Origin of the sequence: Mycobacterium sherrisii, from assembly GCF_002102355.1 — a bacterium.
Classification (GTDB): domain Bacteria; phylum Actinomycetota; class Actinomycetes; order Mycobacteriales; family Mycobacteriaceae; genus Mycobacterium; species Mycobacterium sherrisii.
Window position 1 is genome coordinate 56,102 of sequence record NZ_LQPT01000082.1, and the last position, 24,212, is coordinate 80,313.

A 24,212-nucleotide genomic window follows, 5' to 3' on the forward strand; every position below is an offset into this window, starting at 1 on the left:
GCGGTCTCGACGAAAATGCTTGGCGAATAACGTGTTTCGCGAGGAGTCTGATTGTGAGTTACCCGGTTGATCACGAACGTACGACGCGGCGGCACGCCGGTGAGACGCTGAAGAATCCCGCGAACGCACCCGGCGTGGCCGCGATGGTGCTCGCAGTGGCGGCCCTGACCTTCGGTCTGTACGAGTTTGCCGCCCGCCAAGTGGGCGAGGGTCTGGTCGCGGTCGTCCTGGCGCTGGTTCTGGGTGCGTTTGGCGCGGTGTGGCTGGCTCGCACCCACCGAAAAGTGCGGGAGGCCGAACGGCATCTGTCTGCCTTGGCGGCCGACGAGCCGCCGCCCCCGCCAACGAGCTGACTGCTCGCTGCGGCCTGTCGTGCCGGGAATTTTGTTGCGACTGATCCGTGTGGAGACCGCGCGAACGGGGTACCGACAGTGCCACGGGGGAGGACACGGACGTGCGTCATCCCGCCGCCGAGGCAGAAAGGTACGCCCATGAAGACCGCAAGCGACTACGACGCGCGCCGCGTGACCGATCCACCTGAGCCGGCCGAGTTGCGTCAGCTGGATCCCGCACTGTCTGGGTCGGCGGCGGTGGTCGACGAGGACCCTAACGATGTGCAGTTTTTCGAGCTGCCAGACGCGGACCTGTCCGGCGAAGAATTGGCCGTGACGGTGATTCCGCAGCAAGCAGACGAATTCACCTGCACGAGTTGCTTCCTGGTGCAGCACCGCCACCGGATGCAGTTGTCCAGTACCGGACTGCCGATTTGCGCCGACTGCGCCTAACGGGCGGGCCTACACTCGAAGAATGCGCGGCGTGTTGGTTTTTGACGGCCGGTGCGGGGTTTGCACCCGGGCGGTGAACGCTCTGGCGCGGTGAGATCGCACGGGCATGCTGTGCATCGAACCGATGCAGGCGCCGGGCATGGCGCAGCGGCTCGGTGTCACCGACGACCGAATGCTGAAATCGGCGTGGTGGGTCGATTCTTCCGGCGCGGTCTACGACGGCGCGCACGCCATGAACGCCGCACTGGCCGCGGCGCTGGGCACCCGCATCCCGCTGTGGATCTATCGCGTCCCCGGTGTCGGGGCGGTCCAAGACGCCGTCTACCGCTGGGTTTCGACACACCGTTACCGATTCCCCGGTGCTATGCCGCTGTGCGAAGCCCAGCCCGAGCGGTGCGCTTAGCCCTTGTCAGACAATCACATTCGCGTTGCGCCCGGCCCAGCATGGGCTATTCAATGTTGGGCCCATTCGCGCTCGCACACCCGGCATCCTCGGATGGCCGTCGACCAATCGGGTTCGCCCTCGGTCGGTTTACGAACCCGATGGGTAGCGTGGTCGCCGCAGCCGGGGCAGGTGCACTTCGCGCAGTAAGGCTCGACGGGTTGCGCGCGCATCAGGTGCAGATTTTCGGTCCGGGAGTACGGCACGATCGCCAGCGCCGCGGGACAGGGGCCGGCGCGGGGGGTGTCGAACCACAACAACCCGCATACCACCATCGTCACCGCACCGAAGATAGCCACGATGACCAAAGGAATGTTCCACGGCCAGTTCGGCGGGATCGGGCTGATTGCGAGAAAGAGCATCACCGCCGAGACCAAAAAACTGGCAATGGTGACGGGCTTGACGAATCGGTAGCCGCCGACCTGAAGTGCTTCCCACACGTCGATTTCCTGACGGCGCTGAGCAATCTCTAAAAGCGTTGGATGGTAAGGGAATTCGCCGTCCGATGGCGCTGAATCGGGCGGCTTGACGGTGCGTTTGGGTAACCTGCGAATCTTTCGCGGTTCGTGATGCGGCCCCACCGGCGCCATGCGCGCAAAGTCTAACGCTTGCGGCGCCGCCGCGGGGCGGGCTCCAAGTCCAGATGCCACTCGCTCGCCACGGTCAACAGGGAGACGGGCGGCGGGTCGGTCAGCGTCACCACATTGCCGGCCGGATGTGCATCACCGCGTCCTTCGAACAAGGCGACGCACGGTTTGCCGTCGAGGCTGGACGGAAAGCGTACCGCCGCGACGCCGGTATCGAACAGGTCGCCCGCGATGGTCTGCGTCACGATGCGCCGGCGCGTCGTGATCTCATGTAGGTCAAGGTGTTTCAGCCCGTGACCGACCAACAGCGTCGCGTGCCGCTGCTCTATCTGATGCCGGGTCCGCGCTTTGGTCAGATCGACCACGGGCCCCTCGAGTTCCAGCTTCGCTCGCACCAGCACGTTCTCCTGTCGCCATTTCGCGGTCACCGGGGCGGTTGCGAAATCGGCGGCGGCCGCAGGTCCATAGCGTTCGACGTGGCGTTGGCGGGCGGCGACATTTGGCCGGAAGTCGGCCAGCACTTCGCGTAGGCAGGTCAACTCCGATTCCGCCAAATACAGTGTGCGGAACCGGTGTTCGATGTCGTCGAACCGGTGGCTGAACCCGTAGAGGTGCCGGGGCGCGAAGTCGAGCGGGCTGGCGTGGTAGCCGACTCGCCAGAGGAAGTTCTCACCGGCGCCGGGGCTCACGCCTGAAAGCTAGCGACCTGCCGCGCCGCCTGCACCACCATGGTGAAGTCCTTCGTGTCGGTCGCGGCACCCAAAACCTCCACGGGAGCTTGGTCGTCCAGCCGCGTGTTCGTCCCGAACAACCACGCCCGCGCCGTCTTGTCGTCGTAGGCCTCGACGAGCATCCGCACCACTTTGTATCCCTCGCGAAGCCGTCGTTCGGTCATCCCGTGCGGCTCGGGACCGCCTGCTCGCGCGTACCGGCCGATCTGCCTGGCGTCGGCCAGCCCGGCTATCGCGGCGGCAACCCGCTGACCCACCGTGCCTTGCAGGTATGCCGCGATGTCGCCGATCGGACGCGACGACGCCTCGATATCGAGCTGCTGCGCCGCGGACACCGTCAGAACGGGCATTGTGCGCCTCCACGATTCGGTCTGTCCAAGTACCTCAACTCGAGACTACCACCAAGCTGCAGGCAAACTACACCGGAAACTACACCAACAACGGCAGCGGTGTTCGGAGGCCAAGCGGCCAGGCAATCGGTGAAGTCTCGCGGTGCGCCAGGCCAGATTGCCTGACGCCGTCGAAAACCGGTTTACGAAACCAGTTCTGGGTCGGGGTGGCGGGATTTGAACCCACGGCCTCTTCGTCCCGAACGAAGCGCGCTACCAAGCTGCGCCACACCCCGCTTGAAGCCTCGACAGCCTATCGCACCCGCCCGCCGACTCGCCAAACCGCAGGCCGGAAGCTAGATCCAGCTGCAGTCGCGCTCGAATTCGACCAGCGCCTGCGCCGCACCGGTCAGGTCGAGCCCCTGCTCGGCGACCCACTCATCGCTGAAGTAGGTGTCGGCGTAGCGGTCGCCGCCGTCGGCGATCAGGGTGACCACCGACCCACTGCGGCCCGCGGCGACCATCTCGGCCAGCAGCCCGAACGCGCCCCATAGGTTGGTGCCCGTCGACGGTCCCACCCGGCGGCCCAGCACCGCGCTGACGTGACGGGCCGCGGCGATCGACGCCGCGTCGGGCACCGCGACCATGCGGTCGACCACCTCGGGCAGAAACGACGGCTCGACCCGCGGCCGGCCGATGCCCTCGATCCGCGACGACGCCGCCAGCACCAGGTCGTAGCGCTGCTCGGCGTAGGCCGGAAAGAACGCGGAGTTCTCGGGGTCGACAACACACAGGCCGGTGGCGTGGCGCCGGTAGCGGATGTAGCGGCCAATCGTCGCACTGGTGCCGCCAGTGCCTGCCCCCACCACGATCCATGCGGGGATGGGGTGTTGCTCGTCGCGTAGTTGGGCGAATATCGACTCGGCGATGTTGTTGTTGCCGCGCCAGTCGGTGGCCCGCTCGGCGTTGGTGAACTGATCCATGTAATGGCCGCCGGTCTCCTGCGCCAGCCGCTGCGCCTGGGCGTAGACCTCGCTGGAGTTCTGTACGAAATAGCAACGGCCGCCTTGTGATTCGATCAACGCGACCTTCGCCGAACTGGTGGCGGCGGGGACCACGGCAACGAACTGAAGGCCCAGCAGCGACGCGAAGTACGCCTCGGATATCGCCGTGGACCCCGAGGACGCCTCCACGATCGTGGTGCCCTCGCTGATCCACCCACTGCACAGGGCGTACAAGAACAGCGAGCGCGCCAGCCGGTGTTTGAGGCTGCCGGTGATGTGCGTGGACTCGTCTTTGAGGTACAGCGCAATGTCGAGATCCGTCGACCAAGCCGAGGGCAGCGGGTACCGCAGCAGGTGCGTGTCGGCGCTGCGACGGGCATCCGCCTCGATCAGCCGGATCGCGTTGTCGGTCCAGCTTCGCGAGGCGGGGCGGACCGCGGTCTCGGTCCGGGCGTTCAACGCAGCGATGCCGCGGGCTGCGAGCGGCCCCGGTCGCTGCTGGAATCACGGCCCCCCATCGGCGCGGCGATCAGCGTCAGCAGGGTCGCTTCGGGCCGGCAGCAGAACCGCACCGGCGCGAACGGCGACGTGCCCAGCCCGGCCGAGACATGCAGCTGCATGTCCGCGCCCCAGCGCGACGGCCCTTTGGCCCGGGTGCGGTCCAGGCCGCAGTTGGTCACCAAGGCTCCGTAGAACGGCAGGCATAGTTGGCCGCCGTGTGTGTGCCCGGCCATCACCAGCTGGTAGCCATCCGCGGCGAACCGGTCCAGCACCCGTGGCTCCGGCGAATGCACCAGTCCTAGGCGCAGATTCGCCGCCGGACTGGCCGGGCCCGCGATCGTCTCGTAGCGGTCGCGGTCGATGTGCGGGTCGTCCACCCCGGCCGCGGCGACGTGCAGGCCGGCCACCTCGAATTCGCGGCGGGTGTGGGTGAGGTCGAGCCAGCCTCGCTCGGTGAAGGCTGCGCGCAGATCCTGCCAGGGCAACGGCTCACCCTTTACCCGGTGCGACGGGTTGGTCAGGTAGTTCAGCGGATTCTTCAACCGCGGCCCGAAGTAGTCGTTGCTGCCGAAGACGAACACCCCGGGCCGCGACAGCAGATCCCCTAGGGCCTGGATGACCGCGGGAACCGCTTTGGGGTGGGCCAGGTTGTCACCGGTGTTGACGACCAGGTCCGGCTCCCAGCCGGTCAGCTCCCGCAACCAGGCCTGCTTGCGGCGTTGGTTGGGCAGCATGTGCAGATCGCTGATGTGCAGTACCCGCAACGGTGTGGAGCCCGGGGACAGGACGGGCATGGTTATCTCGCGCAGGACGAAGGCATTGCGCTCGACCGCGGCATAACCGACACCGGCGACGGCCGAACCCAGCGCGACGGCGCCGGTGCGAATGAGGGCGGGCACAACATCAGCCATGCGGGCAGTTTACTGCCGGTCGCGGCCCAACAGCGCTCCCGCGGCTACGGAGGCGGTTGGCCGGGCGGCGGGGGCGGGGCGAGCAACGGAATGGTGATCGGCGGCAGGCCGGGGATCTCGACCACCTGGGAACCGACTGGCAACGGCGCGCCGTCCGGCGGTGGCGGCGGCGCCGGCGGAATGCCGTTGCTCACCTGGATCGTGATCACCGAGCCGGGGATCGTGTTGCCCGACGGCGATGTCCCGACCACCTCCCCCAACTTCGCGCTGCTGTTGACGGAGTTGGTCTGGTCGGCCACCTGGAAGCCCGCGTCCTTGAGGCGGGTGCGGGCCGCATCAACGTCCATGCCGGCGACGCTGGGCACGCGTGAGCCCGGCGAGCCCTCTACGTAACGGGGATCGGTGGGGGGCAGTTTGACGTCGCCGAAATTCAGCGCGATCGGCTTCATCGCGGTGAACCAGGTGCGCGCCGGCTCGTTACCACCGTACAAGTCGCCCTCACCGCAATGGCGCAACGGCGACGAACACAGATCCGTCGGGTTGGGGGAGTCGTCGTAGATATAGTTAGCGGCCGCGTAGTGGCTGGTGAAGCCGACGAAACCGGACGAGCGGTGCGCCTCGGTGGTGCCCGTCTTGCCGGACACGGGCAGGTCCCAACCCGCGGCGCCGGCCGAGCCCGCCGCGGTGCCGCCGCCCGTAGCGTCCTTGCTCATCGCGTTGGCCAGCGTGTTCGCCAGCCCTTCGGGCACCACCTGGTCACAGGTTTCGGTGGTGACGGCGACCTCGTTGCCGTTGCGGTCGATCAGCTTGTCGATCGGGTTCGGCGGGCACCACACCCCGCCGGAGGCCAACGTGGCCGCGACGTTCGACAACTCCAACGCGTTGACCTCGATCGGGCCGAGCGTGAACGAGCCGATGTTCTGCCGCTTGACGAAGTCGGCCAGGCTCTCGTTGCTGTCCCGGTTGTAATCGCGGGCGGTGCCGGGATCGGCGTAGGAGCGCAGTCCGAGCTTGATCGCCATGTCGACCGTGCGGGTCACGCCCACCTGCGAGATGAGTTTGGCGAACGCGGTGTTCGGCGAGGTGGCCAGCGCCTCGGTCACATTCATCGAGCCGCGGTAGTTACCGGCGTTGACCACGCACCACGTGTCCTTGGGGCAGCCCTTCGCCCCACCGCTACCCAGGCCCTTGGCCTGGAATCGGGGCGGCACGTCGAGGGTGGCGTTGATGCCCATCCCCATGTCCAGCGCCGCGGCGGTGGTGAAGATCTTGAACACCGACCCCGCCCCGTCGCCGACGAGCGAGAACGGTTGCGGCCGCATGGTCTGACCGGCGTCGACGTCCAGACCATAGGTGCGGTTGCTGGCCATGGCCATCACCTTGTGCGACGTCTTGCCGGGCTGGATCACGCTCATCACGCTCGAGATGCCCGGCAGCGTCGGGCTGGCGAACTTGTCGATGGCCGCCTTGACCGGGTTCTGCACGTCCGGGTCCAGCGTTGTCCGGATCAGATAGCCGCCGCGGGCCACCTGTTCCTTACTGATGCCGGCGCGCGAGAGGTATTCCTGGACGTAATCGCAGAAGAAGGCACGGTCGCCGGCGGCGATGCAGCCGCGCGGCAGCTGGTTGGGCTGTGGCAAGACGCCCAGCGGTGTGGCCTTGGCGGCGCGCAACGCGTCGGCTTCCTGCGGGATGTTCTCGATCATCGTGTCGAGGACCAGGTTCCGCCGGGCCAGGGCGCCCTCGGGATTGGTGTAGGGGTTGAGCGCACTGGTGGACTGCACCATGCCCGCCAGCAGCGCCGCCTGCTGCCAGTTCAGATCCGAGGCATTGATGCCGAAGTAGGTCTGAGCCGCATCCTGCACGCCGAACGAGCCGTTGCCGAACGAGACGAGGTTGAGATACCGGGTCAGGATCTCTGGCTTGGTGAACGTCTTGTCGAGCGTGAGCGCCATCCGGATCTCGCGCAGCTTGCGCGCCGGGGTGGTCTCGACGGCCGCGCGTTTCTCCGCGTCGGTCTTGGCAGTCACCAAGAGTTGGTAGTTCTTGACGTACTGCTGCTCAATCGTGGAGCCACCGCGGGTGTCGACGTCGCCGGAGGCGTAGCCGGCCAACCCGGTCAGCGTGCCCTTCCAGTCGACGCCGTTGTGCTCGGCGAATCGCTTGTCCTCGATCGAGACGATGGCCAGCTTCATCGTGTTGGCGATCTTGTCGGTCGGCACCTCGAAACGACGCTGCTCATACAGCCACGCGATGGTGTTACCCTTCGCGTCGACCATCGTCGAGACGGCGGGTACCTGGCCCTCGAGGAGCTGGGCCGAACCGTTGGCGACGACCTCGGAGGCCCGGTTGGACATCAGTCCCAGCCCACCAGCCATCGGGAACATCAGTGCGGTGGCGACGATACTGGCCAGCAGACAGCATCCGGCCAGCTTGAGAATGGTGAGAGCTGCCGGTGGCCGGTCTGACATGCGTACAGGGTAACCGCCGTTTCTTAGCCGTCGCGTTCCGAATCCGCTGTGCGGATCGACAGGCCGTGAGCAGCGTCTTTGCCGTTGGTGCGCAGCCCGTTTTGCAATTGGTAGACATATCAGCTACTCAAATCGGGTACTCAACGGCATGGCGCGACTTACCCTGGACGACAAGACGGCACGCCCGTCCCAAAAAAACCGTTATCAGACTGTTGCGCAATTGGCCCCTGACCACCTAACTTATACAGACGGTGAGATTCAGGTAACACCGAGCAGCACCATGTGGCGTAGATCGCAACCGACGGTCTGCCACCCGAGGAGGGCGGTCGCACATCGCGACCGGGAGGAAGGGAACAGCTCGTGTCAGGAACACGACCGGCAGCACGCCGAACCAACATTGCGGCAGCACAGGGGGTACTGCGCAGTGTGGATACTGAAGAACGCATTGCCTGGGTGTCCAAAGCGCTGTGTAGGACCACTGATCCCGACGAACTTTTCGTCCGGGGTGCCGCCCAACGCAAGGCCGCGGTTATTTGCCGGCACTGCCCGGTGATGCAGGAGTGCGGAGCGGATGCGCTGGATAACAAGGTGGAGTTCGGCGTCTGGGGCGGCATGACCGAACGGCAACGCCGGGCCCTGCTCAAGCAGCACCCCGAGGTCGTTTCCTGGTCGGATTTCTTCGACAAGCGCCGTAACCGCGGCGTCAGCTGACGGGTATACCTCCGGTCCTTCGCGGCCGGGTGGCGTACTGAGAGGCCCTACCTCAGTATTACGTTTCCGTTACAGCACCGCTCCCGTTGAGTGCGTGTCGAACAGCTCCCAAAACGCGAACGGGCTTGTGCGCGTGCACAATTCGCGGTCATAACTAGTCTTGTGTGCAATATCGGATGCTACGCAACGCGTTGCGGCCCGCCGCGACGGACCACCCGTCCCGCTTTGGCGCCGCTCAGCGATCCGGTAAGCGGCTCCCGTTGACGCCGACGTAAATGCTGGTCAGCGGGTCGTATCGGCCCCCACGGCGGTGATCTGATTGGCCAGCGCCCGTAGGGCCTCCAAGTCGGACACGTCGAACGGCAGCGATGGAACGCCCACCACGGGCACGTGCGGGTTGGCGCCGGTGAAGCGCGACAGCAGCCGGATCTCACGCTTGGCCGTCTGGCCCCGATCGGCGTGGATCTGTAGCACCGCGACGGTCAGCGCCGTGTCGACGTCGCCCCCGGACTTCAGCGACTCGACGCCGTCGATGGCTCGCTCCACGGGCAGCGAGCACAACAGCGGATGGGTGCGGTTCAGGATGAGCCCCGCCAACGGCATGTCCTCCTGCGAGAGCCGGTCGACGAAAAACGAGGCCTCCCGCAGCGCATCCGGCTCGGCCGCCGACACCACGACGAATTGGGTGCCGCGCCGCTTGAGCAACGCATAGGTGCGGTCCGCCTTCTCGCGGAAACCGCCGAACGTGGCATCCAGCGATTGCACAAAGGCCGCCGCGTCACCCAACATCTGCGATCCGAGGATCGTCGACATTGCTTTCATCGCCAAACCCATTGCGCCCGTGACTAATCGGCCGATGCCGCGGCCAGGTGCCAGCAGCAGGCGCCACAACCGGCTATCCATGAAACTGCCCAGCCGCTTCGGCGCGTCCAAAAAGTCCAGCGCATTGCGGGACGGGGGAGTGTCCACCACCACCAGGTCCCAGCGATCCTCGCCCAGTAGCTGGCCGAGCTTCTCCATTGCCATGTACTCCTGCGTGCCGGCAAGCGAGGTGGCGACCGTTTGGTAGAACTGGTTGTCCAAAATCGCTTGCGCCCGAGCGGTTCCGGAGTACTGGATCACCATCTCGTCGAACGTGCGACGCATGTCGAGCATCATGGCGTGTAGCTCTCCGCTGACCTCCGGCGCCAGCGGAACCCGCTGCGGAGTGTTGCCCAGATCATTGACACCCAGTGCCTGCGCCAGCCGCTTTGCCGGGTCGATCGTCAAAACGCAGACATTGCGCCCGTATTCGGCCGCACGCAACGCCATGGCGGCGGCAGTAGTGGTCTTGCCTACGCCGCCGGCGCCGCAACACACCACGACGCGGTTAGACCGGTCGGCCAGAATCGACGCCAGATCAAGCGGTTTCGGTACCGTACTCATCGAACCCCCTGCTGGGCAAGCGATTCCGACAACTCGTACAGGCTGCCGAGGTCGATGCCGTCGGAAATGGCGGGTAACTCCAGGCGCGGCACCTGCAAGTCGTCGAGCTGCTGCGCGGTCTCGGCACGCGCGCTGATCCGGGTCGCATGCTGGATGGTCTCGGTTAGCAAACCAGCAAAGTCGTTGTCGCCCAGCTGGATTCCTGCCGATTTCAGGCCGGCGCGCACCGCGTCAGCGTCGATATCGCCGTCGGCGGCTTTGGCAAGATCACCGAGTTCGAGGTAAGTCGGAATGTTGCGGTTGACGATCACGCTGCCGATCGGCAAGTTCATCTCGGCCAGCTCCTCGATCGCCTCCAGGGTTTCTTGCACCGGAAGCGCTTCCAACAGTGTCACCAAGTGGATGGCGGTCTGGTCGGAGTGCAGCAACCTGACCACGCCCTCGGCCTGCGAATGCACCGGCCCGCCCTTGGCCAGATCGGACACGGCTTTGGTGACGTCGAGGAACCGGGCTATCCGTCCGGTCGGGGGCGCGTCGACCACGATCGCGTCATAGACCGGCTGCTTGCTCTTGTCCACGCGGATCACCGTCTCCTTGATTTTTCCGGTGAGCAGCACGTCACGCAGGCCGGGCGCGATCGTCGTCGCGAACTCGATGGCACCGATGCGGCGCATCGCGCGCCCGGCGATACCCAGGTTGTAGAACATGTCGAGGTACTCCAGGAACGCGGCCTCGATGTCGATCGCCAGCGCGTTGACCTGACCGCCGCGCTCAGCGGTGGCGATCTTGAGCTCTTGGTAGGGCAACGGCGGCACGTCGAAAAGTTGCGCAATCCCTTGGCGGCCCTCGACTTCTACCAACAGGACCTTGCGGCCACCCGCCGCCAGCGTCAACGCCAGTGCCGCCGCGATGGTCGATTTACCGGTTCCGCCTTTGCCGGTGACGAAGTGCAGGCGGGCTTTCGAAAGGCGAGCCGGCCAGCCCACGGCAGCGCTGCCGCTAGATGTGGTTGCCACCACAGCATGCTAGCCCGCGCGCTGCGCTGCACCCGCAGATCGGGTCGCCCCTTCGGATCGCGCGACGTTGCCGGCCCCCGGGCTGGCCGGTGCTGCGCGAACCCGACGGATAAGCTCACGTCATGAGCCAACCGACCCCGTGGGAATACGCCACGGTTCCGCTGCTGACGCACGCCACCAAACAGATCCTCGACCAATGGGGTGCCGACGGCTGGGAGCTGGTGTCCGTGCTGCCCGGCCCGACCGGCGAGCAGCACGTCGCGTATTTGAAGCGGCCCAAGTAACACCAACCAAGCCCAACAACTAAGGACGAGGGTCGATGAACACTTCTGCCCGGCTCGGGCAGCTCGGTATCGCGCTCCCGGACGTGGTGACTCCACTGGCCTCGTACGTTCCCGCGGTGCGGACGGGCAATCTGGTCTACACCTCCGGCCAGTTGCCGATGACCGATGGAAAGTTGGCGGGCACCGGCAAGGTGGGCGCCGAAGTGAGCCCCGAGGCCGCCAAGGCGCTGGCGCGGACCTGTGCACTCAACGCGCTGGCGGCGGTGAACTCGTTGGTTGGCATCGATGCGGTCACCCGCGTGGTCAAGGTCGTCGGATTCGTCGCGTCGGCGCCCGGATTCAACGGCCAGCCTGCCGTCGTCAATGGCGCCTCCGATCTGCTCGCCGAAGTTTTCGGCGACCAAGGCGCGCATGCCCGTTCCGCGGTAGGGGTCTCCGAGTTGCCGTTGGACGCGCCGGTCGAAGTGGAGTTGATCGTGGAGGTCGGTTAACGACGGTGACCGAGACGGCCGAGCAGTTGACGCATCCCGCATACGGCATGTTGCGGGCCGTCACCGACACGGCCTCGGTTCTGTTGGCCGACAATCCGGGCCTGATGACGCTCGAGGGCACCAACACCTGGGTGTTGCGCGGACCGCGCAGCGACGAGCTGGTCATCGTGGATCCAGGCCCGGACGACGACGAGCACATCGACCGGATCGCGGCGCTGGGCCGCATCGTCTTGGTGTTGATCAGCCACCGGCACGGCGACCACACCGACGGCATCGACAAGCTGGTAGAGCGCACCGGTGCGACGGTGCGCTCGGCGGGCAGCGGATTCCTGCGGGGACTGGGCGGCGAGCTGGTCGACGGCGAGGTGATCGATGCCGCCGGCCTGAAGATCAAGGTGATGTCGACGCCGGGGCATACCGCCGATTCGCTGTCGTTCCTGCTCGACGACGCGGTACTGACCGCGGACAGCGTGCTCGGCCGCGGCACCACCGTCATGGACAAGGAAGACGGCAGCCTCACCGATTACCTGGAGTCGCTGCGCCGCCTGCACGGCCTGGGCCGTCGGGTGGTGCTACCGGGACACGGCCCCGACCTGCCCGACTTGGGGGCCGTCACGCAGGGCTACCTGGTCCACCGGCACGAGCGACTGGAACAGGTGCGCGCCGCGTTGCGCGAGCTCGGCGAGGATGCCGGCGCGCGGCAGGTGGTCGAGCACGTCTACGTCGACGTCGACGAGAAACTCTGGGATGCCGCCGAATGGTCGGTGCAGGTGCAGCTGGACTACCTGCGGCAGGAGTAAAAACCCGCGCGCTTGGCCTGATTGTCCGACTCCTCCTCGGCCCGCTTTGCGGGCCGCATCGTCGTCGAACTACCTCGCTCGGGGTTGGATCTCGCTCGGTTGCGCCCGCGCTTCGCGCGCGCTTACCTCGCTCGGCGGGCTAGGCGTTCGGAGTCCGAGATCAGCACGCTCTTGCCCTCCAGACGGATCCACCCGCGGTGCGCGAAATCGGCCAGCGCCTTATTCACCGTCTCGCGGGAAGCCCCGACCAGCTGGGCGATTTCCTCCTGCGTCAGATCGTGGGTGACCCGCATCGCGCCACCCTCCTGGGTGCCGAACCGCTGCGCCAGCTGCAACAGCTGCTTGGCCACCCGGCCCGGCACGTCGGTGAAGATGAGGTCGGCCAGATTGTTGTTGGTGCGGCGCAGCCGTCGGGCCAGCACCCGCAGCAGCTGCTCGGCGATCTCCGGGCGATCCGCGATCCACGCCCGCAGCGCGTCGCGGTCCATCGACACCGCGCGGACCTCGGTGATGGTGGTGGCGCTCGAAGTCCGTGGGCCAGGGTCGAAGATCGACAACTCCCCAAACATGTCTGACGGGCCCATGATCGTCAGCAGGTTCTCCCGGCCGTCCGGGGACCGCCGACCGATCTTCACCTTCCCCGAGACGATGATGTAGAGCCGATCGCCCGGTTCCCCCTCTGCGAAAACGGTGTGTCCCCGCGGGAAGTCAACGGGTTGTAACTGCTTGGTCAGTGCGGCGACTGCGCCGGGTTCAACCCCTTGGAAGATTCCGGCCCTTGCCAGGATCTCGTCCACTTTGCCTCTTCAGCTTTCAACGAAGTGATATAGGTGCCCATCCACTCAACTCGTGACGAGTCTAGAGGTAGGCCAACGTGCCAACGCTACACACGATTGACGTGTCTAGTCGCCTCAAATTTTGGATTTGCGGCCGAATGCGCATGTATTCGCATCGGTAATGCGCGGCCGGAGGGATCGGCGAGGTCCCCGATCGACAGCGAGTCGGCGCGGTGGCGGCCGACCTGCAGGGTGGGCGGCGGCGTCGGCAGCGCCAATTGCTGGGCTTGTCGCCGGTGCAGGTATTCCAGGGCCTCCGGCATCCCTTCCCGGGCCAGCGTGTGCATGTCCATCGGCTGCGCCTGGTCGAGGAACTCGTCGACGTCGGTCGCGGTGATCGACTCGCGGCCGAGCTCCCGTTCGAGTCGCCCGAGGCCGAGCGCGGCGAGCATCAGCAGCCCGGGTACGCAGGCCACCAGCAACCACAACACAAGGAGAGTAAACATGCCCAAGGTCTCAGCCAGGTTACGAAATCAGTACTCTGTCGTAGGTGACCGTGGCGCGGCCGTCTGGGCGTTCGAAATCGAAAGCGGTCGTGTCCGACGCCAAGCCCGATTCGGTGCTCGCACGGCGCTGGGCCTCCGAAACCCGAGCCGGCCTGGTGCGGCGCGCTCGTCGGATGAATCGCACTCTGGCACAAGCTTTTCCGGATGCACACTGCGAGCTGGATTTCACCACGCCGTTGGAGCTCGCGGTGGCGACCATCCTGTCCGCGCAGAGCACCGACAAGCGGGTGAATCTGACGACGCCGGCATTGTTCCGGCGATACAAATCGGCACTGGATTACGCGCAGGCCGACCGCAACGAGCTGGAAAACCTCATCCGTCCCACTGGTTTCTTCCGCAACAAGGCTAGTTCGTTGATCGGCCTCGGTCAGGCACTCGTCGAGCGGTTCGACGGCGAGGTGCCCTCGACCATCGAAGAACTGGTGACGCTGCCCGGTGTCGGACGCAAGACCGCCAACGTCATCCTGGGGAATGCCTTCAACGTCCCAGGCATCACCGTGGACACCCATTTTCAGCGGCTGGTGACGCGCTGGCGGTGGACCGCGGAAAAAGACCCGGTCAAGATCGAACACGCCGTCGGTGAGCTGGTCGAACGCCGCGAATGGACCATGCTCAGTCACCGGGTGATCTTTCACGGCCGGCGGGTGTGCCACGCGCGTAAGCCCGCGTGCGGCGTCTGCGTGCTCGCCAAGGACTGCCCGTCGTACGGGCTCGGCCCGACCGAGCCGGCGCTGGCCGCACCCCTGGTCCAGGGACCGGAGACCGAACACCTGCTCGCGCTGGTCGGCCTGTAAAACGGCCCTCGGCCGCGTATGACGACGTTGACCCGACGCACTCGCTGGACCATCGCCGTATTGGCGGTGGTGGCGGCGCTGGTCGTCGCGCTGGTCGCTCAATTGCAGGACGACTCGCCGCCCTTCTCGGCGCCCCCGCCCACACCCAGTCGTGAGCATCGCGATGCCGACACACCCGCGGCGCTGGCCGAACCCCGACAGCGGGCCAACCTGCCGTCCTGCCCGGCGCCCGGCAGCGGTCCCGGTCCGGCAGCGCTGCGCGGGGTGCGCGTCGTATGCGCGGCCGACGGATCCACCGTCGACGTCGCCCGCGCGCTCGCCGGCCACCGGGTGGTGCTCAACCTGTGGGCGTACTGGTGCACGCCGTGCGCGGCCGAACTGCCGGCGATGGCCGAATATCAGCGCCGGGTCGGGCCCGATGTCATGGTGGTGACCGTGCATCAAGACGAGAACGAAGCCGCCGCGTTGTCGCGCCTGGCGGAGCTGGGCGTTCGGCTGCCGACCCTGCAGGACGGGCGGCGGCTGGTCGCCGTGGCGCTCAAGGTTGCAAATGTGGTGCCCGCGACGGTGGTGCTGCGACCGGACGGTAGCGTTGCGCAAACGCTGCTGCGGGACTTCGCGAGTGCCGACGAGATCGCGGCCGCGGTCGGAAGCGACGCATGACCAAGCTCCACCACCCCCAACAGCCTGGGCGGGTGGACCCGACGAGGAGGCGCCGGTGAGTGCTGGGGGTGCCGCCCGCGCGCAGGGGACGGTCCCCCTGGTACCCGACGCCTGCCCGTCCTGGTTGCGGCCGCTGATGGACAACGTCGATCAGATCCCCGACGCCTACCGGCGCCGGTTGCCGCCCGACGTGCTGGCCATGGTGACCGCGGCCCGTGCGGCGGCCTCCGCCCAGCGCGACGAGCGCGAGGCCGCGGTGCTGGTGCTGTTTTCGGGTCCCCAGAACGGGCCCGCCGACGGCGGTCTTCCGGACGACGCCGACCTGCTGCTCACCGTGCGGGCATCGTCGCTGCGGCATCACGCAGGTCAGGCGGCATTCCCCGGCGGGGCCGCCGACCCCACCGACAGCGGGCCCGTCGCCACCGCACTGCGCGAAGCCAACGAGGAAACCGGCATCGACGTCACCCGGCTGCACCCGTTGGCCACGCTGGAGAAGACGTTCATCGCGCCGTCACAGTTCCACGTCGTTCCGGTGCTGGCCTACTCGCCGGACCCCGGACCCGTCGCCGTCGTCAACGACGCCGAGACGGCGATCGTGTCGCGCGTTCCGGTGCGCGCGTTCATCAACCCGGAGAATCGTTTGATGGTGTACCGGGGTGACCTGGGCAACCGCTGGGCTGGTCCGGCGTTTTTGTTGAACCAGATGTTGGTTTGGGGCTTCACTGGCCAGGTGATTTCCGCGGTGCTCGACGTCGCCGGCTGGGCGAAGCCCTGGGGCAGCAACGACGTCCGCGAACTCGACGACGCCATGAGGTGGTTGGTCGGCGGGCAGGGCGGCGGCCGATGAACTCGATGACCCCGTCGCAGTGGCTGGACGTCGCCGTGCTGGCCGTCGCCTTCATCGCCGCGATCTCGGGCTGGCGGTCGGGGGCGGTGGGATCGCTGTTCTCGTTCGTCGGCGTGCTGCTGGGTGCCATCGCCGGGGTGCTGCTGGCGCCGCACATCGTCAGCCACATCGCCGCACCGCGCGCCAAGCTGTTCGCCGCGCTGTTCCTGATTCTCGCGCTGGTCGTCGTCGGTGAGGTTGCCGGCGTCGTGCTGGGGCGGGCCGTGCGCGGCGCGATTCACAGCCGCAGCATCCGAACGGCCGACTCCGTCATCGGGGTGGGCGTGCAACTGGTCGTGGTCCTCACCGCGGCCTGGCTGCTGGCAACTCCGCTGACACAGTCGAAAGACCAACCCGAACTGGCCGCCGCCGTCCGCGGTTCGCGCGTGCTCGCGGAGGTCAACGACGTCGCGCCGCCGTGGCTGAAGACGGTGCCCAAACGTCTTTCGGCGCTGCTGAATACCTCCGGGTTGCCCGCAGTGCTGGAGCCGTTCAGCCGCACCCCGGTGATCCCCGTCGAGTCACCGGATCCCGCCCTGGCCAACAACCCGGTTGTAAAGGCCGCCGCGCCCAGCGTCGTCAAGGTACGCAGCTTGGCGCCGAGTTGCCAGAAAGTGTTGGAGGGCAGTGGTTTTGTCGTCGCCCCGGACCGGGTGATGACCAACGCGCACGTGGTGGCCGGTTCCAGCAGCGTCCAGATCTACGCCAGCGGCAATCCGCTGGACGCGACCGTGGTGTCCTATGACCCGTCGGTCGACATCGCCATCCTGTCCATCCCGAACCTGCCGCCGCCCCCGCTGGCGTTCAGCGACACCGAGGCGAAAACCGGCACCAGCGTGGTGGTGCTGGGATATCCCGGCGGCGGCAACTTCACCGCGACCCCGGCCAGGATCCGGGAGGCCATCAAGCTCAGCGGTCCCGACATCTACCGGGACCCCGCGCCCGTCACCCGCGACGTCTACACCATCAGAGCCAATGTGGAACAAGGCAATTCGGGGGGACCGTTGATCGACCTCAGCGGCCACGTGCTCGGTGTGGTGTTCGGCGCCGCCGTCGACGACCCCGACACCGGATTTGTACTGACGGCCGGCGAGGTCGAGAGCCAGATGGCCCGGATCGGCGACACCCAGCAGGTCGGCACCGGCAACTGCGTCAGCTGATCATCGGTCCGTGCAGCTGCTCGAGGAACCTCGTCAGATGCTTGTTGACCTCCTCGGGCACCTCTTCATGGCTGTAATGTCCCGCGTCGGCGATCGACAGGTAGCGGCCCTGCGTCGCGAAGCGTTGGCTGCGGTTGATCGAATCGGCCAGCACATAGGGATCGCCGTCGCCGCGCAGGTGTAGCAGCGGCACCCCCAGCTGCCGGGACACCGATTTCATGAATCGCCGTCCCTCGCCGCGCAGCTGGCTGCGCACGGCCCAGCGCTGGTACTCCAGCGCACAGTGCGCCGCACCGGGAATCTGGATGGCCGTGCGCAGGTAACCGATGGTCTGTGAAAAGTCTTCGGAGGCAACCCATTTCCCGGAGCTGCGGCTGCTGACCAGTCGCTCGATCTCGGCTCCGTCGTGGCGGGTCAGCAGTCGCTCGGGCCACGCCGGCAACTGGTAGCGCAACAGGGTCGACAGCAGCGCGGACCCCTGATCGCGGCGCGTCAACGCCGAGCGCCGCAATGCGACGGGATGCGGCGAGCTGATCAGTGCGATCCCGCGCACCAGCCGTGAGTGCAGCAGCGCGGTGGTCCAGCAGGCCAGGCCGCCGTCGGCGTGACCGACCAGCGTCGCCGACGAATGTCCAAGCGCGCGAATGAGTCCGGCCGTATCACCGGCCAACGTCCAACCGTCGTAACCGCGCGGCGGCTTGTCGCTGCCACCGTAGCCGCGAAGGTCGACCGCGACGACGCGCGTGCCGGTCAGTCCGCGCAACTGGTGTCGCCAGGACCACCAGAACGAACCGAAACCGTGCAGCAGCATCACCAGCGGGCGCGCCGCCGCCGCGCCCGGCGCCTCGTGGCCGTCCGGGAGTGCCTCGACGACGTGGAAGCGAATGCCGTTGGCGTGCACGTCCAGATGCCGCCACGGGCCGTCGATACGCACCACCGACGGATCTGGTGCCGCCATCTACCAGCCCGAGGGGTCCGACGGGGTGCCGTTGCCGGGCTGCGCGTGCTTCCCGGCGGCCTCGGTGAGCTCCTTGCTCCCCGGAGCGGCCTTCTCGTGGCCCGGGGTCAGCGCGGTGCGGGTCTCCTTGACCGACTCGATCGTTTCCTGCGGTCCCCGGATCCGCCGCACCTTCAGCCACCCCAGCAGCGCCAGCACCGCGCCGACCACCACCATGAGCGCGAACACGATCAGGAAGGCCACCCAGCGCCACAACCAGTTGTCGAGCAACTCGGCGAGGAAGAAGAAGAAAAAGAAGGTGGAGTAGAAGAGCACCACCAGCGCCGCGATGAAGAAGACGCTGCCGGTGAGGCCCTTTTTGATGTCGCGGGTGATCTCGGCGCGGGCCAGCTCGACCTCGGCCCGCACCAACGTAGACGCCTGCGCCGTCGCCTCTTTGATCAGCTCACCGATGGACGGCTCGCCGTTGCGGGCGTGCGGATCCGCCAACGGAATCGTGGTCAGGGTGCTCGGCACACCATTTTTGCGATCGACTTTGCTCACAGACGGTCCTCTCCGCTCAACTGCCCCGGCCCGTCGTCGAGCCGTTGCACGGCCCGCATCGTCGCCGAGCCCGTTCGCTTCGTCGCGGCTTATGTTGCCATGTGCGGCGATGCCAGACGAGGCCAGCCGAGCGCGGCGCTCCGGCGCCATGCGGCCCGGTCAACGAGTCGCCGACGGCCATTCGCACAGCAAGAGGGGTGCCCGGGTGATCATTTAGACTGGCGCAGCTGTTCTCCGACGACCGGGCACCGATGGGGGTTACGCATTGCAGAGAGCACATCGGTGCGTGGTGGCGGTACTGGTGGCCGTGCTCGCTTGTCAGCCCGGTCTGCCCGCAAACGTCGCGTCCGCTGACGACCGCGTTCCCATGGGTGGCGGCGCCGGCATCGTCATCAACGGGGACACCATGTGCACCTTGACGACGATCGGCACCGACGCCGCCGGGGAGCTGATCGGCTTCACCTCCGCCCACTGCGGCGGCCCGGGCGCGCAGGTCGCGGCCGAGGCCGCCGAGGCCCGCGGAGTGCTCGGCAAGATGGTTGCCGGCAACGACGCTCTCGATTACGCCGTGATCAAGTTCGATCCGGCCAAGGTGGCGCCGGTGGCCAACTACAACGGCTTCGTGATCAACGGGATCGGTCCGGAACCCGTGTTCGGTCAGGTCGCCTGCAAGCAGGGCCGCACCACCGGCAACTCGTGCGGCGTGACGTGGGGTCCGGGGCAGGACCCGGGCACCATCGTCATGCAAGTCTGCGGCCGGCCGGGCGACTCCGGCGGCCCGGTAACCGTCGACAGCATGCTGGTCGGGATGATCCACGGCGCGTTCAGCGACAGCTTGCCCACCTGCGTCATCAAGTACATCCCGCTGCACACCCCGGCCGTGGTCGTCTCGTTCAACGCCGTCCTGGCCGACGTCACCGCCAAGCATCGGCCGGGCGCCGGATTCGTCCCGGTGCCGGTCTGAGCGCCGATCCTTACTTGGCCGCTCGGATCGCGTCGAACACGCCCGGGTCGAGCAGCGTCGACGTGTCGCCGAGGTCGCGATTCTCGGCGATGTCGCGCAACAGCCGGCGCATGATCTTGCCGCTGCGGGTCTTCGGCAGCTCCGGCACCACGTGAATCTCACGGGGCTTGGCGATCGGCGAGATCTCCTTGGCCACCTGCGTGCGCAGCTCGTTGATCGTGTCGTCGTGCGCGTCGTAGCCGGCGCACAAGACGACGAACGCGGAGATGGCCTGACCGGTGGTCTCGTCGGTGACGCCGACCACCGCCGCCTCGGCGACCCCGGAGTGGCCGACGAGCGCCGACTCCACCTCGGCGGTCGAAATCCGGTGCCCGGACACATTCATCACGTCATCGATGCGGCCCAGCACCCAGATCGCGCCGTCGGGATCGAAACGCGCGCCGTCCCCGGCAAAGTAGTAGCCCTTGTCGGCGAATTTGGACCAGTAGGTGTCGCGGTAGCGCTCCGGGTCACCCCAGATACCGCGCAGCATCGACGGCCACGGTTGATCGAGGACCAGGTAGCCGGTGACGTTCTTGTCGCTGTCCGGGTCGGGCTGCAGCGGATCGCCATGGTCGTCGACGATCTTGGCCGAGATTCCGGGCAGTGGCGTCATCGCCGAACCCGGTTTGGCCGCAGCGATACCCGGCAGCGGCGAGATCATCGCCGAACCCGTCTCGGTCTGCCACCAGGTGTCCACCACCGGAACGGCGTTGGCGCCGATCACTTCCCGGTACCAGCGCCACGCCTCGGGATTGATCGGCTCACCGACCGATCCGATCAGGCGCAAGCTGGACAGGTCGTGGGCGTCGGGAACCTCACGTCCCCACTTCATGAACGTGCGAATCATCGTCGGCGCCGTGTAATAGATTGTCACACCGTACTTTTCGATGATCTGGAAATGACGGCTGCGATCCGGCGTATCGGGTGTGCCCTCGTAGAGGATCTCGGTGATGCCGTTGGACAGCGGGCCGTAGACGCCGTAGGTGTGCCCGGTGACCCAACCGATGTCGGCGGTGCACCAAAACACATCGCTTTCCGGCTTGACATCGAAGATGGTGTGCACGGTGTAGCAGGACTGTGTCAGGTAGCCGCCGCTGGTGTGCACGATCCCCTTGGGCTTGCCGGTGGTTCCCGAGGTGTACAGCAGGAACAGCGGGTGCTCGGCGTCGAAAGCCTGCGGCGTGTGTTCCGGTGAGGCCGATCCCACCGCGTCGTGCCACCACACGTCGCGGTCGTCGTTCCACGACACGTCAATTCCGGTGCGCCGCACCACCAGAACCTTCTCGATCGGACTTTCGCCGTCCGGCCCGGAGGCCACCGCTTCGTCGGCGTTGTCCTTCAGCGGCGCCGGCTTGCCGCGCCGGAACTGCCCGTCGCTGGTGATCAGCACCTTGGCCTGAGCATCGGCGATGCGGGCGCGCAGCGCCTTGGCGGTGAAGCCCCCGAACACCACGCTGTGCATGACGCCCAGCCGCGCGCAGGCCAGCATCGCGATCACGGCCTCCGGGATCAGCGGCAGATAGATCGCGACGCGGTCACCGGCAACCAGACCGAGATCGGTCAGCGCGTTGGCGGCTTTGCAGACCTCGGCCTGCAGCTCGGCGTAGGTCAGGCTGCGGCTGTCGTCGACCGGTTCGCCGACCCAGTGGATGGCGACCCGGTCGCCCAGGCCGGCGTCGACGTGCCGGTCCACGCAGTTGTAGGCGACGTTGAGCTTGCCGTCGGCGAACCACTTCGCGAACGGCGGCTCCGACCAGTCCAACACCTCGGTGAACGGCGTCGCCCAGGACAGCCGATTGGCCTGCTTGGCCCAGAAGGCCAACCTGTCCTGCTCGGCCTCGTGGAATAGATCTGCACGGGCGTTGGCCTGCTCGACGAAGTGCGCGGGCGGCGGGTACGACGACGGCCCATCGATGGGTGTGGCGGTCACTGGCTTTTCTCCTAACGAAGACCGGGGTTCAAGCTGGTCAGCCGTCTGCGAGCCTAGTCTTGCCGGTGGAATCCGCGCGCCGCAATTCGATGGCAAAGCATGTAGTCATAGCGGATAATCGCCGTTGTGCGGGAATTTCGCGGGCCGGGCGCGCGTAAACCAAGCCGCATCTTTGCCGCCGCCGCAACGAGTTACGCACTCGCCGCGGGGATCGGGACGCCCGCTCACGCGGTGCCGATCGAAAGCGGTGATCAGGCAGAGCCGTGTCGCTCCGAGCAGGTTACCGCGGCGGCCTCGCCGACTCAGGGCGCCGTCGGCCACCGGGCAATCACCCTGACCTTCAGCCTTGCCGGCGGGGCGGAGCCATGCACGCTCACCGGCTATCCCGTCGTCGAGATGGGCGACCAGTGGCCGGAAGTTCGTGCCACGCCCACACCGCGCGGCTACATGGGCGGTTTGCCCGCCGGGGTCGAGGCGGCGCCGACGGTCACGCTGTCGCTGACCGGGCAGGGGCAAGCCATTGTCGAGGGGATGGCCGTCGACGGCCGCGGTGACCCATGCCCGACCTACACCGAGTTGCAGGTCAATCCGCCGAACACGGTCGTCGTGCTCCCGGTGCCGGCCACCATCGAGGCCTGCGACGCGCAGGTGCATCCGGTGACCGCACTGGCCGCCGCCGAAGGTGACTGAAGGGGCTGAAGGAAGGCTCAGTCAGGGCTGCCGCGCGCGTAGTCGCGGCCTTAGTAGGAGCCCGATGGCACATCCAGCGGTGCTGCGCGGTCGGCCCGGCCGCAGGACCTAGGGTCGGGGTCATGCGTGGAATGCGGGGCAGGGCGGCCTGGTCGGCTGCCGCCGTGGTTCTGCTGCTGGTCGGCAGCTTATCTGGTTGTGGGGGCGGCGCGCTGAGCCCCGAGTTGGTGGTGGTCAACGGCGGGGAACCGCCCAACCCGCTGATCCCGACCGGCACCAACGACAGCCTCGGTGCGCGGATCCTGGACCGGCTGTTCGCCGGTCTGGTGTCCTATGACGCCGCGGGCAGACCCTCACCCGAGGTGGCGCAGTCGATCGAAACCAGCGACAACATCAACTACCGGATCGTGCTCAAACCGGGCTGGGAATTCACCGACGGCTCACCGGTGACGGCCCATTCCTTCGTCGACGCCTGGAATTACGGGGCGTTGAGCGCCAATGCCCAACTGCAGCAAGACTTCTTCCGTCCGATCGCCGGATTCGACGACGTGGCCGGCCCGCCGAGCGACGGCAAACCGACCACGATGTCCGGGTTGCACGTCGTCAACGATTCGGAGTTCACGGTGCGGCTGCGGGCGCCGACCGTAGACTTCACGCTGCGGCTCGGGCACAGCGCGTTCTATCCGTTGCCCGCCAGGGCGTTTCGGGACATGGCGGAGTTCGGCCGCAATCCGGTCGGCAACGGCCCGTACCAGTTGGCGGACGGCCCGGACGGGCCGGCCTGGGAGCACAATGTGAAGATCGACCTGAAACCCAACCCGCGCTACCACGGCAACCGAAAACCGCACAACAAGGGCCTGCGATTCGAGTTCTACGGAAACCTGGACACTGCCTACGCCGACCTGCTGTCCGGCAATCTCGATGTCTTGGACACCATCCCGTCCAGCGCGTTGACGATCTACCGCCGCGACTTGGGCGGCAACTCGGCCAGCGGACCCGTCGCCGTCAGCCAGTCGCTCGACACGCCGTTGCGGTTGCCACACTTCGGCGGTGAGGAGGGCCGGCTGCGCCGCCTGGCGCTGTCGGCGGCCATCAACCGGCCGCAGATCTGCCAGCAGATCTTCAACGGTACCCGCAGCCCGGCTCGCGATTTCACCGCCAACTCCCTACCGGGATACGATCCGAATATCCCGGGCAGCGACGCATTGGACTTCAATCCCGAACGGGCGCGCCAACTTTGGGCTCAAGCCGATGCGATATCGCCGTGGAGCGGGCGGTACGCCATCGCCTACAACGCCGACAGCGGCCATCAGGATTGGGTGGACGCGGTGGCCAACAGCATCAAAAACGTGCTGGGCATCGATGCGGTGGGGGTGCCCCAGCCCACTTTCGCGGGCTTGCGCACTCAGATCACCAACCGCACCATCGACACCGCGTTCCGGGCTGGCTGGATCGGCGACTATCCATCGATGATCGAGTTCCTCGCCCCGCTGTACGTCAGTGGCGCGGGCTCCAACGACGTCGGCTATTCCAGCCCCGATTTCGACGCCGCCCTGGCGACCGCCGCGGCCGCGCCCGACCTGCGTGCCGCCGATGTACTGGTCAACGTGGCGCAGCGAATCCTGTTGCACGACATGCCCGCCGTGCCGCTGTGGTACTACATCGCGGTGATCGGGTGGTCGCCACAGGTCAGCGGCGTCACGGTCACCTGGAACGGGCTGCCCGACTACGAGAACATCGTCAAGGCGTAGC

Annotated in this window: 27 protein-coding genes and 1 tRNA gene; 14 read left to right on the plus strand and 14 right to left on the minus strand. The window is 66.9% G+C overall.

Going from position 1 to position 24,212, the window contains the following annotated elements; genetic code table 11:
- The first annotated feature begins 53 nt into the window (after positions 1–53).
- From AWC25_RS16330 to AWC25_RS16340, 3 genes are all read left to right on the plus strand, one after another.
- Positions 54–353: a hypothetical protein gene (locus AWC25_RS16330; protein ID WP_232327218.1), complete on the plus strand. Its 300-nt coding sequence runs from the start codon at positions 54–56 to the stop codon at positions 351–353.
- Between the two features lie 138 nt (positions 354–491).
- The gene (locus AWC25_RS16335; protein WP_069401963.1) at positions 492–785 is read left to right on the plus strand and encodes a DUF4193 domain-containing protein; all 294 of its coding nucleotides are present in this window, start codon (positions 492–494) and stop codon (positions 783–785) included.
- Between the two features lie 106 nt (positions 786–891).
- Positions 892–1,188, plus strand: a complete 297-nt coding sequence (locus tag AWC25_RS16340) for a DCC1-like thiol-disulfide oxidoreductase family protein (protein ID WP_232327220.1) — start codon at positions 892–894, stop codon at positions 1,186–1,188.
- Between the two features lie 50 nt (positions 1,189–1,238).
- Here AWC25_RS16340 and AWC25_RS16345 read toward each other — a convergent pair whose 3' ends face one another.
- From AWC25_RS16345 to ponA2, 7 genes are all read right to left on the minus strand, one after another.
- Positions 1,239–1,817, minus strand: coding sequence for a hypothetical protein (locus tag AWC25_RS16345; RefSeq protein ID WP_142278880.1), 579 nt, complete (start codon positions 1,815–1,817; stop codon positions 1,239–1,241).
- 11 nt (positions 1,818–1,828) lie between these two features.
- A complete protein-coding gene (locus AWC25_RS16350; RefSeq protein ID WP_069401965.1) occupies positions 1,829–2,503 on the minus strand; it encodes an RES family NAD+ phosphorylase in 675 nt (224 codons plus the stop codon).
- Positions 2,500–2,895 (minus strand): XRE family transcriptional regulator, encoded by a 396-nt coding sequence (locus AWC25_RS16355; protein WP_069401966.1) that lies wholly within the window; start codon positions 2,893–2,895, stop codon positions 2,500–2,502. Before AWC25_RS16355 ends, AWC25_RS16350 begins: the two co-directional genes overlap by 4 nt.
- Before the next feature lie 201 nt (positions 2,896–3,096).
- Positions 3,097–3,170: transfer RNA gene (locus tag AWC25_RS16360), tRNA-Pro, on the minus strand.
- A gap of 60 nt (positions 3,171–3,230) precedes the next feature.
- Entirely contained in the window at positions 3,231–4,337 is a 1,107-nt protein-coding gene (cds1, locus tag AWC25_RS16365; protein WP_085167100.1) for an L-cysteine desulfhydrase Cds1, read from the minus strand.
- Positions 4,334–5,290 (minus strand): metallophosphoesterase, encoded by a 957-nt coding sequence (locus AWC25_RS16370; protein WP_085167101.1) that lies wholly within the window; start codon positions 5,288–5,290, stop codon positions 4,334–4,336. The genes cds1 and AWC25_RS16370 overlap by 4 nt, the downstream gene beginning before the upstream one ends.
- A 44-nt stretch (positions 5,291–5,334) precedes the next feature.
- Positions 5,335–7,761 carry a transglycosylase/D,D-transpeptidase PonA2 gene (gene ponA2 / locus AWC25_RS16375; protein WP_085167102.1) on the minus strand — a complete coding sequence of 809 codons (2,427 nt, stop codon included), beginning with the start codon at positions 7,759–7,761 and terminating at the stop codon, positions 5,335–5,337.
- A 360-nt stretch (positions 7,762–8,121) separates the two neighbouring features.
- Between ponA2 and AWC25_RS16380 the strand changes: the two genes are divergently transcribed.
- Entirely contained in the window at positions 8,122–8,472 is a 351-nt protein-coding gene (locus AWC25_RS16380; RefSeq protein ID WP_085167103.1) for a WhiB family transcriptional regulator, read from the plus strand.
- 282 nt (positions 8,473–8,754) lie between these two features.
- Here AWC25_RS16380 and bagB read toward each other — a convergent pair whose 3' ends face one another.
- Complete coding sequence (gene bagB / locus AWC25_RS16385; protein WP_085167104.1) at positions 8,755–9,897, minus strand: ATPase BagB; 1,143 nt, start codon at positions 9,895–9,897, stop codon at positions 8,755–8,757.
- Positions 9,894–10,916: an ATPase BagA gene (bagA, locus tag AWC25_RS16390; RefSeq protein WP_084229355.1), complete on the minus strand. Its 1,023-nt coding sequence runs from the start codon at positions 10,914–10,916 to the stop codon at positions 9,894–9,896. The genes bagB and bagA overlap by 4 nt, the downstream gene beginning before the upstream one ends.
- A 119-nt stretch (positions 10,917–11,035) precedes the next feature.
- Between bagA and sp36 the strand changes: the two genes are divergently transcribed.
- Genes sp36 through AWC25_RS16400 form a run of 3 tightly spaced genes read left to right on the plus strand, consistent with a single transcriptional unit; the run spans position 11,036 to position 12,488 of the window.
- On the plus strand, positions 11,036–11,197 hold the full coding sequence (sp36, locus tag AWC25_RS26620; RefSeq protein WP_142278881.1) for a Sp36 family protein: 162 nt from the start codon (positions 11,036–11,038) through the stop codon (positions 11,195–11,197).
- Between the two features lie 35 nt (positions 11,198–11,232).
- Positions 11,233–11,688 carry a RidA family protein gene (locus AWC25_RS16395; protein WP_069400755.1) on the plus strand — a complete coding sequence of 152 codons (456 nt, stop codon included), beginning with the start codon at positions 11,233–11,235 and terminating at the stop codon, positions 11,686–11,688.
- Positions 11,689–11,693: 5 nt separating this feature from the next.
- Positions 11,694–12,488, plus strand: a complete 795-nt coding sequence (locus tag AWC25_RS16400; RefSeq protein ID WP_069400756.1) for an MBL fold metallo-hydrolase — start codon at positions 11,694–11,696, stop codon at positions 12,486–12,488.
- Positions 12,489–12,610: 122 nt separating this feature from the next.
- On the opposite strand, the gene crp is transcribed toward AWC25_RS16400, so the two are convergent.
- Both crp and AWC25_RS16410 read right to left on the minus strand, forming a co-directional pair.
- Positions 12,611–13,285, minus strand: a complete 675-nt coding sequence (gene crp / locus AWC25_RS16405; RefSeq protein ID WP_044508824.1) for a cAMP-activated global transcriptional regulator CRP — start codon at positions 13,283–13,285, stop codon at positions 12,611–12,613.
- A gap of 86 nt (positions 13,286–13,371) precedes the next feature.
- The gene (locus tag AWC25_RS16410) at positions 13,372–13,770 is read right to left on the minus strand and encodes a hypothetical protein (RefSeq protein ID WP_085167105.1); all 399 of its coding nucleotides are present in this window, start codon (positions 13,768–13,770) and stop codon (positions 13,372–13,374) included.
- A gap of 173 nt (positions 13,771–13,943) precedes the next feature.
- Between AWC25_RS16410 and nth the strand changes: the two genes are divergently transcribed.
- The 4 genes from nth to marP all read left to right on the plus strand — a co-directional run bounded on the left by nth (position 13,944) and on the right by marP (position 17,333).
- Positions 13,944–14,624 (plus strand): endonuclease III, encoded by a 681-nt coding sequence (nth, locus tag AWC25_RS16415; RefSeq protein ID WP_169717139.1) that lies wholly within the window; start codon positions 13,944–13,946, stop codon positions 14,622–14,624.
- Between the two features lie 18 nt (positions 14,625–14,642).
- Positions 14,643–15,287 (plus strand): TlpA family protein disulfide reductase, encoded by a 645-nt coding sequence (locus tag AWC25_RS16420; RefSeq protein ID WP_069400758.1) that lies wholly within the window; start codon positions 14,643–14,645, stop codon positions 15,285–15,287.
- A gap of 136 nt (positions 15,288–15,423) precedes the next feature.
- Positions 15,424–16,134: an NUDIX hydrolase gene (locus AWC25_RS16425; RefSeq protein ID WP_142278894.1), complete on the plus strand. Its 711-nt coding sequence runs from the start codon at positions 15,424–15,426 to the stop codon at positions 16,132–16,134.
- 5 nt (positions 16,135–16,139) lie between these two features.
- Positions 16,140–17,333 carry an acid resistance serine protease MarP gene (marP, locus tag AWC25_RS16430; protein ID WP_142278895.1) on the plus strand — a complete coding sequence of 398 codons (1,194 nt, stop codon included), beginning with the start codon at positions 16,140–16,142 and terminating at the stop codon, positions 17,331–17,333.
- On the opposite strand, the gene AWC25_RS16435 is transcribed toward marP, so the two are convergent.
- Complete coding sequence (locus tag AWC25_RS16435; RefSeq protein WP_069400761.1) at positions 17,326–18,291, minus strand: alpha/beta fold hydrolase; 966 nt, start codon at positions 18,289–18,291, stop codon at positions 17,326–17,328. The two genes, marP and AWC25_RS16435, sit on opposite strands and share 8 nt — an antisense overlap.
- On the minus strand, positions 18,292–18,834 hold the full coding sequence (locus tag AWC25_RS16440) for a phage holin family protein (RefSeq protein ID WP_085167106.1): 543 nt from the start codon (positions 18,832–18,834) through the stop codon (positions 18,292–18,294).
- A 265-nt stretch (positions 18,835–19,099) separates the two neighbouring features.
- On the opposite strand from AWC25_RS16440, the gene AWC25_RS16445 reads away from it, so the two are divergent.
- Entirely contained in the window at positions 19,100–19,798 is a 699-nt protein-coding gene (locus tag AWC25_RS16445; protein WP_069400763.1) for a chymotrypsin family serine protease, read from the plus strand.
- A 10-nt stretch (positions 19,799–19,808) separates the two neighbouring features.
- Here AWC25_RS16445 and acs read toward each other — a convergent pair whose 3' ends face one another.
- Complete coding sequence (gene acs / locus AWC25_RS16450; RefSeq protein ID WP_069400764.1) at positions 19,809–21,770, minus strand: acetate--CoA ligase; 1,962 nt, start codon at positions 21,768–21,770, stop codon at positions 19,809–19,811.
- A 126-nt stretch (positions 21,771–21,896) separates the two neighbouring features.
- Here acs and AWC25_RS16455 point away from each other — a divergent pair, with 126 nt between their 5' ends.
- Positions 21,897–22,460: a DUF4232 domain-containing protein gene (locus tag AWC25_RS16455; RefSeq protein WP_372513429.1), complete on the plus strand. Its 564-nt coding sequence runs from the start codon at positions 21,897–21,899 to the stop codon at positions 22,458–22,460.
- A 122-nt stretch (positions 22,461–22,582) separates the two neighbouring features.
- Positions 22,583–24,211: a peptide ABC transporter substrate-binding protein gene (locus tag AWC25_RS16460; protein ID WP_142278882.1), complete on the plus strand. Its 1,629-nt coding sequence runs from the start codon at positions 22,583–22,585 to the stop codon at positions 24,209–24,211.
- Position 24,212 lies beyond the last annotated feature (1 nt).

Excerpts from the sequence above, each read along its gene's own strand:
- AWC25_RS16335 (WP_069401963.1), top strand. The coding sequence starts at position 492 with ATGAAGACCGCAAGCGACTACGACGCGCGCCGCGTGACCGATCCACCT.
- nth (WP_169717139.1), top strand. The coding sequence starts at position 13,944 with ATGAATCGCACTCTGGCACAAGCTTTTCCGGATGCACACTGCGAGCTG.
- AWC25_RS16370 (WP_085167101.1), bottom strand. The coding sequence starts at position 5,290 with ATGGCTGATGTTGTGCCCGCCCTCATTCGCACCGGCGCCGTCGCGCTG.
- marP (WP_142278895.1), top strand. The coding sequence starts at position 16,140 with ATGACCCCGTCGCAGTGGCTGGACGTCGCCGTGCTGGCCGTCGCCTTC.
- AWC25_RS16420 (WP_069400758.1), top strand. The coding sequence starts at position 14,643 with ATGACGACGTTGACCCGACGCACTCGCTGGACCATCGCCGTATTGGCG.
- AWC25_RS16435 (WP_069400761.1), bottom strand. The coding sequence starts at position 18,291 with ATGGCGGCACCAGATCCGTCGGTGGTGCGTATCGACGGCCCGTGGCGG.
- sp36 (WP_142278881.1), top strand. The coding sequence starts at position 11,036 with ATGAGCCAACCGACCCCGTGGGAATACGCCACGGTTCCGCTGCTGACG.
- AWC25_RS16355 (WP_069401966.1), bottom strand. The coding sequence starts at position 2,895 with ATGCCCGTTCTGACGGTGTCCGCGGCGCAGCAGCTCGATATCGAGGCG.
- AWC25_RS16410 (WP_085167105.1), bottom strand. The coding sequence starts at position 13,770 with ATGTTTACTCTCCTTGTGTTGTGGTTGCTGGTGGCCTGCGTACCCGGG.
- AWC25_RS16425 (WP_142278894.1), top strand. The coding sequence starts at position 15,424 with ATGGACAACGTCGATCAGATCCCCGACGCCTACCGGCGCCGGTTGCCG.
- AWC25_RS16340 (WP_232327220.1), top strand. The coding sequence starts at position 892 with ATGCTGTGCATCGAACCGATGCAGGCGCCGGGCATGGCGCAGCGGCTC.
- AWC25_RS16395 (WP_069400755.1), top strand. The coding sequence starts at position 11,233 with ATGAACACTTCTGCCCGGCTCGGGCAGCTCGGTATCGCGCTCCCGGAC.
- bagB (WP_085167104.1), bottom strand. The coding sequence starts at position 9,897 with ATGAGTACGGTACCGAAACCGCTTGATCTGGCGTCGATTCTGGCCGAC.
- ponA2 (WP_085167102.1), bottom strand. The coding sequence starts at position 7,761 with ATGTCAGACCGGCCACCGGCAGCTCTCACCATTCTCAAGCTGGCCGGA.
- AWC25_RS16345 (WP_142278880.1), bottom strand. The coding sequence starts at position 1,817 with ATGGCGCCGGTGGGGCCGCATCACGAACCGCGAAAGATTCGCAGGTTA.
- AWC25_RS16460 (WP_142278882.1), top strand. The coding sequence starts at position 22,583 with ATGCGTGGAATGCGGGGCAGGGCGGCCTGGTCGGCTGCCGCCGTGGTT.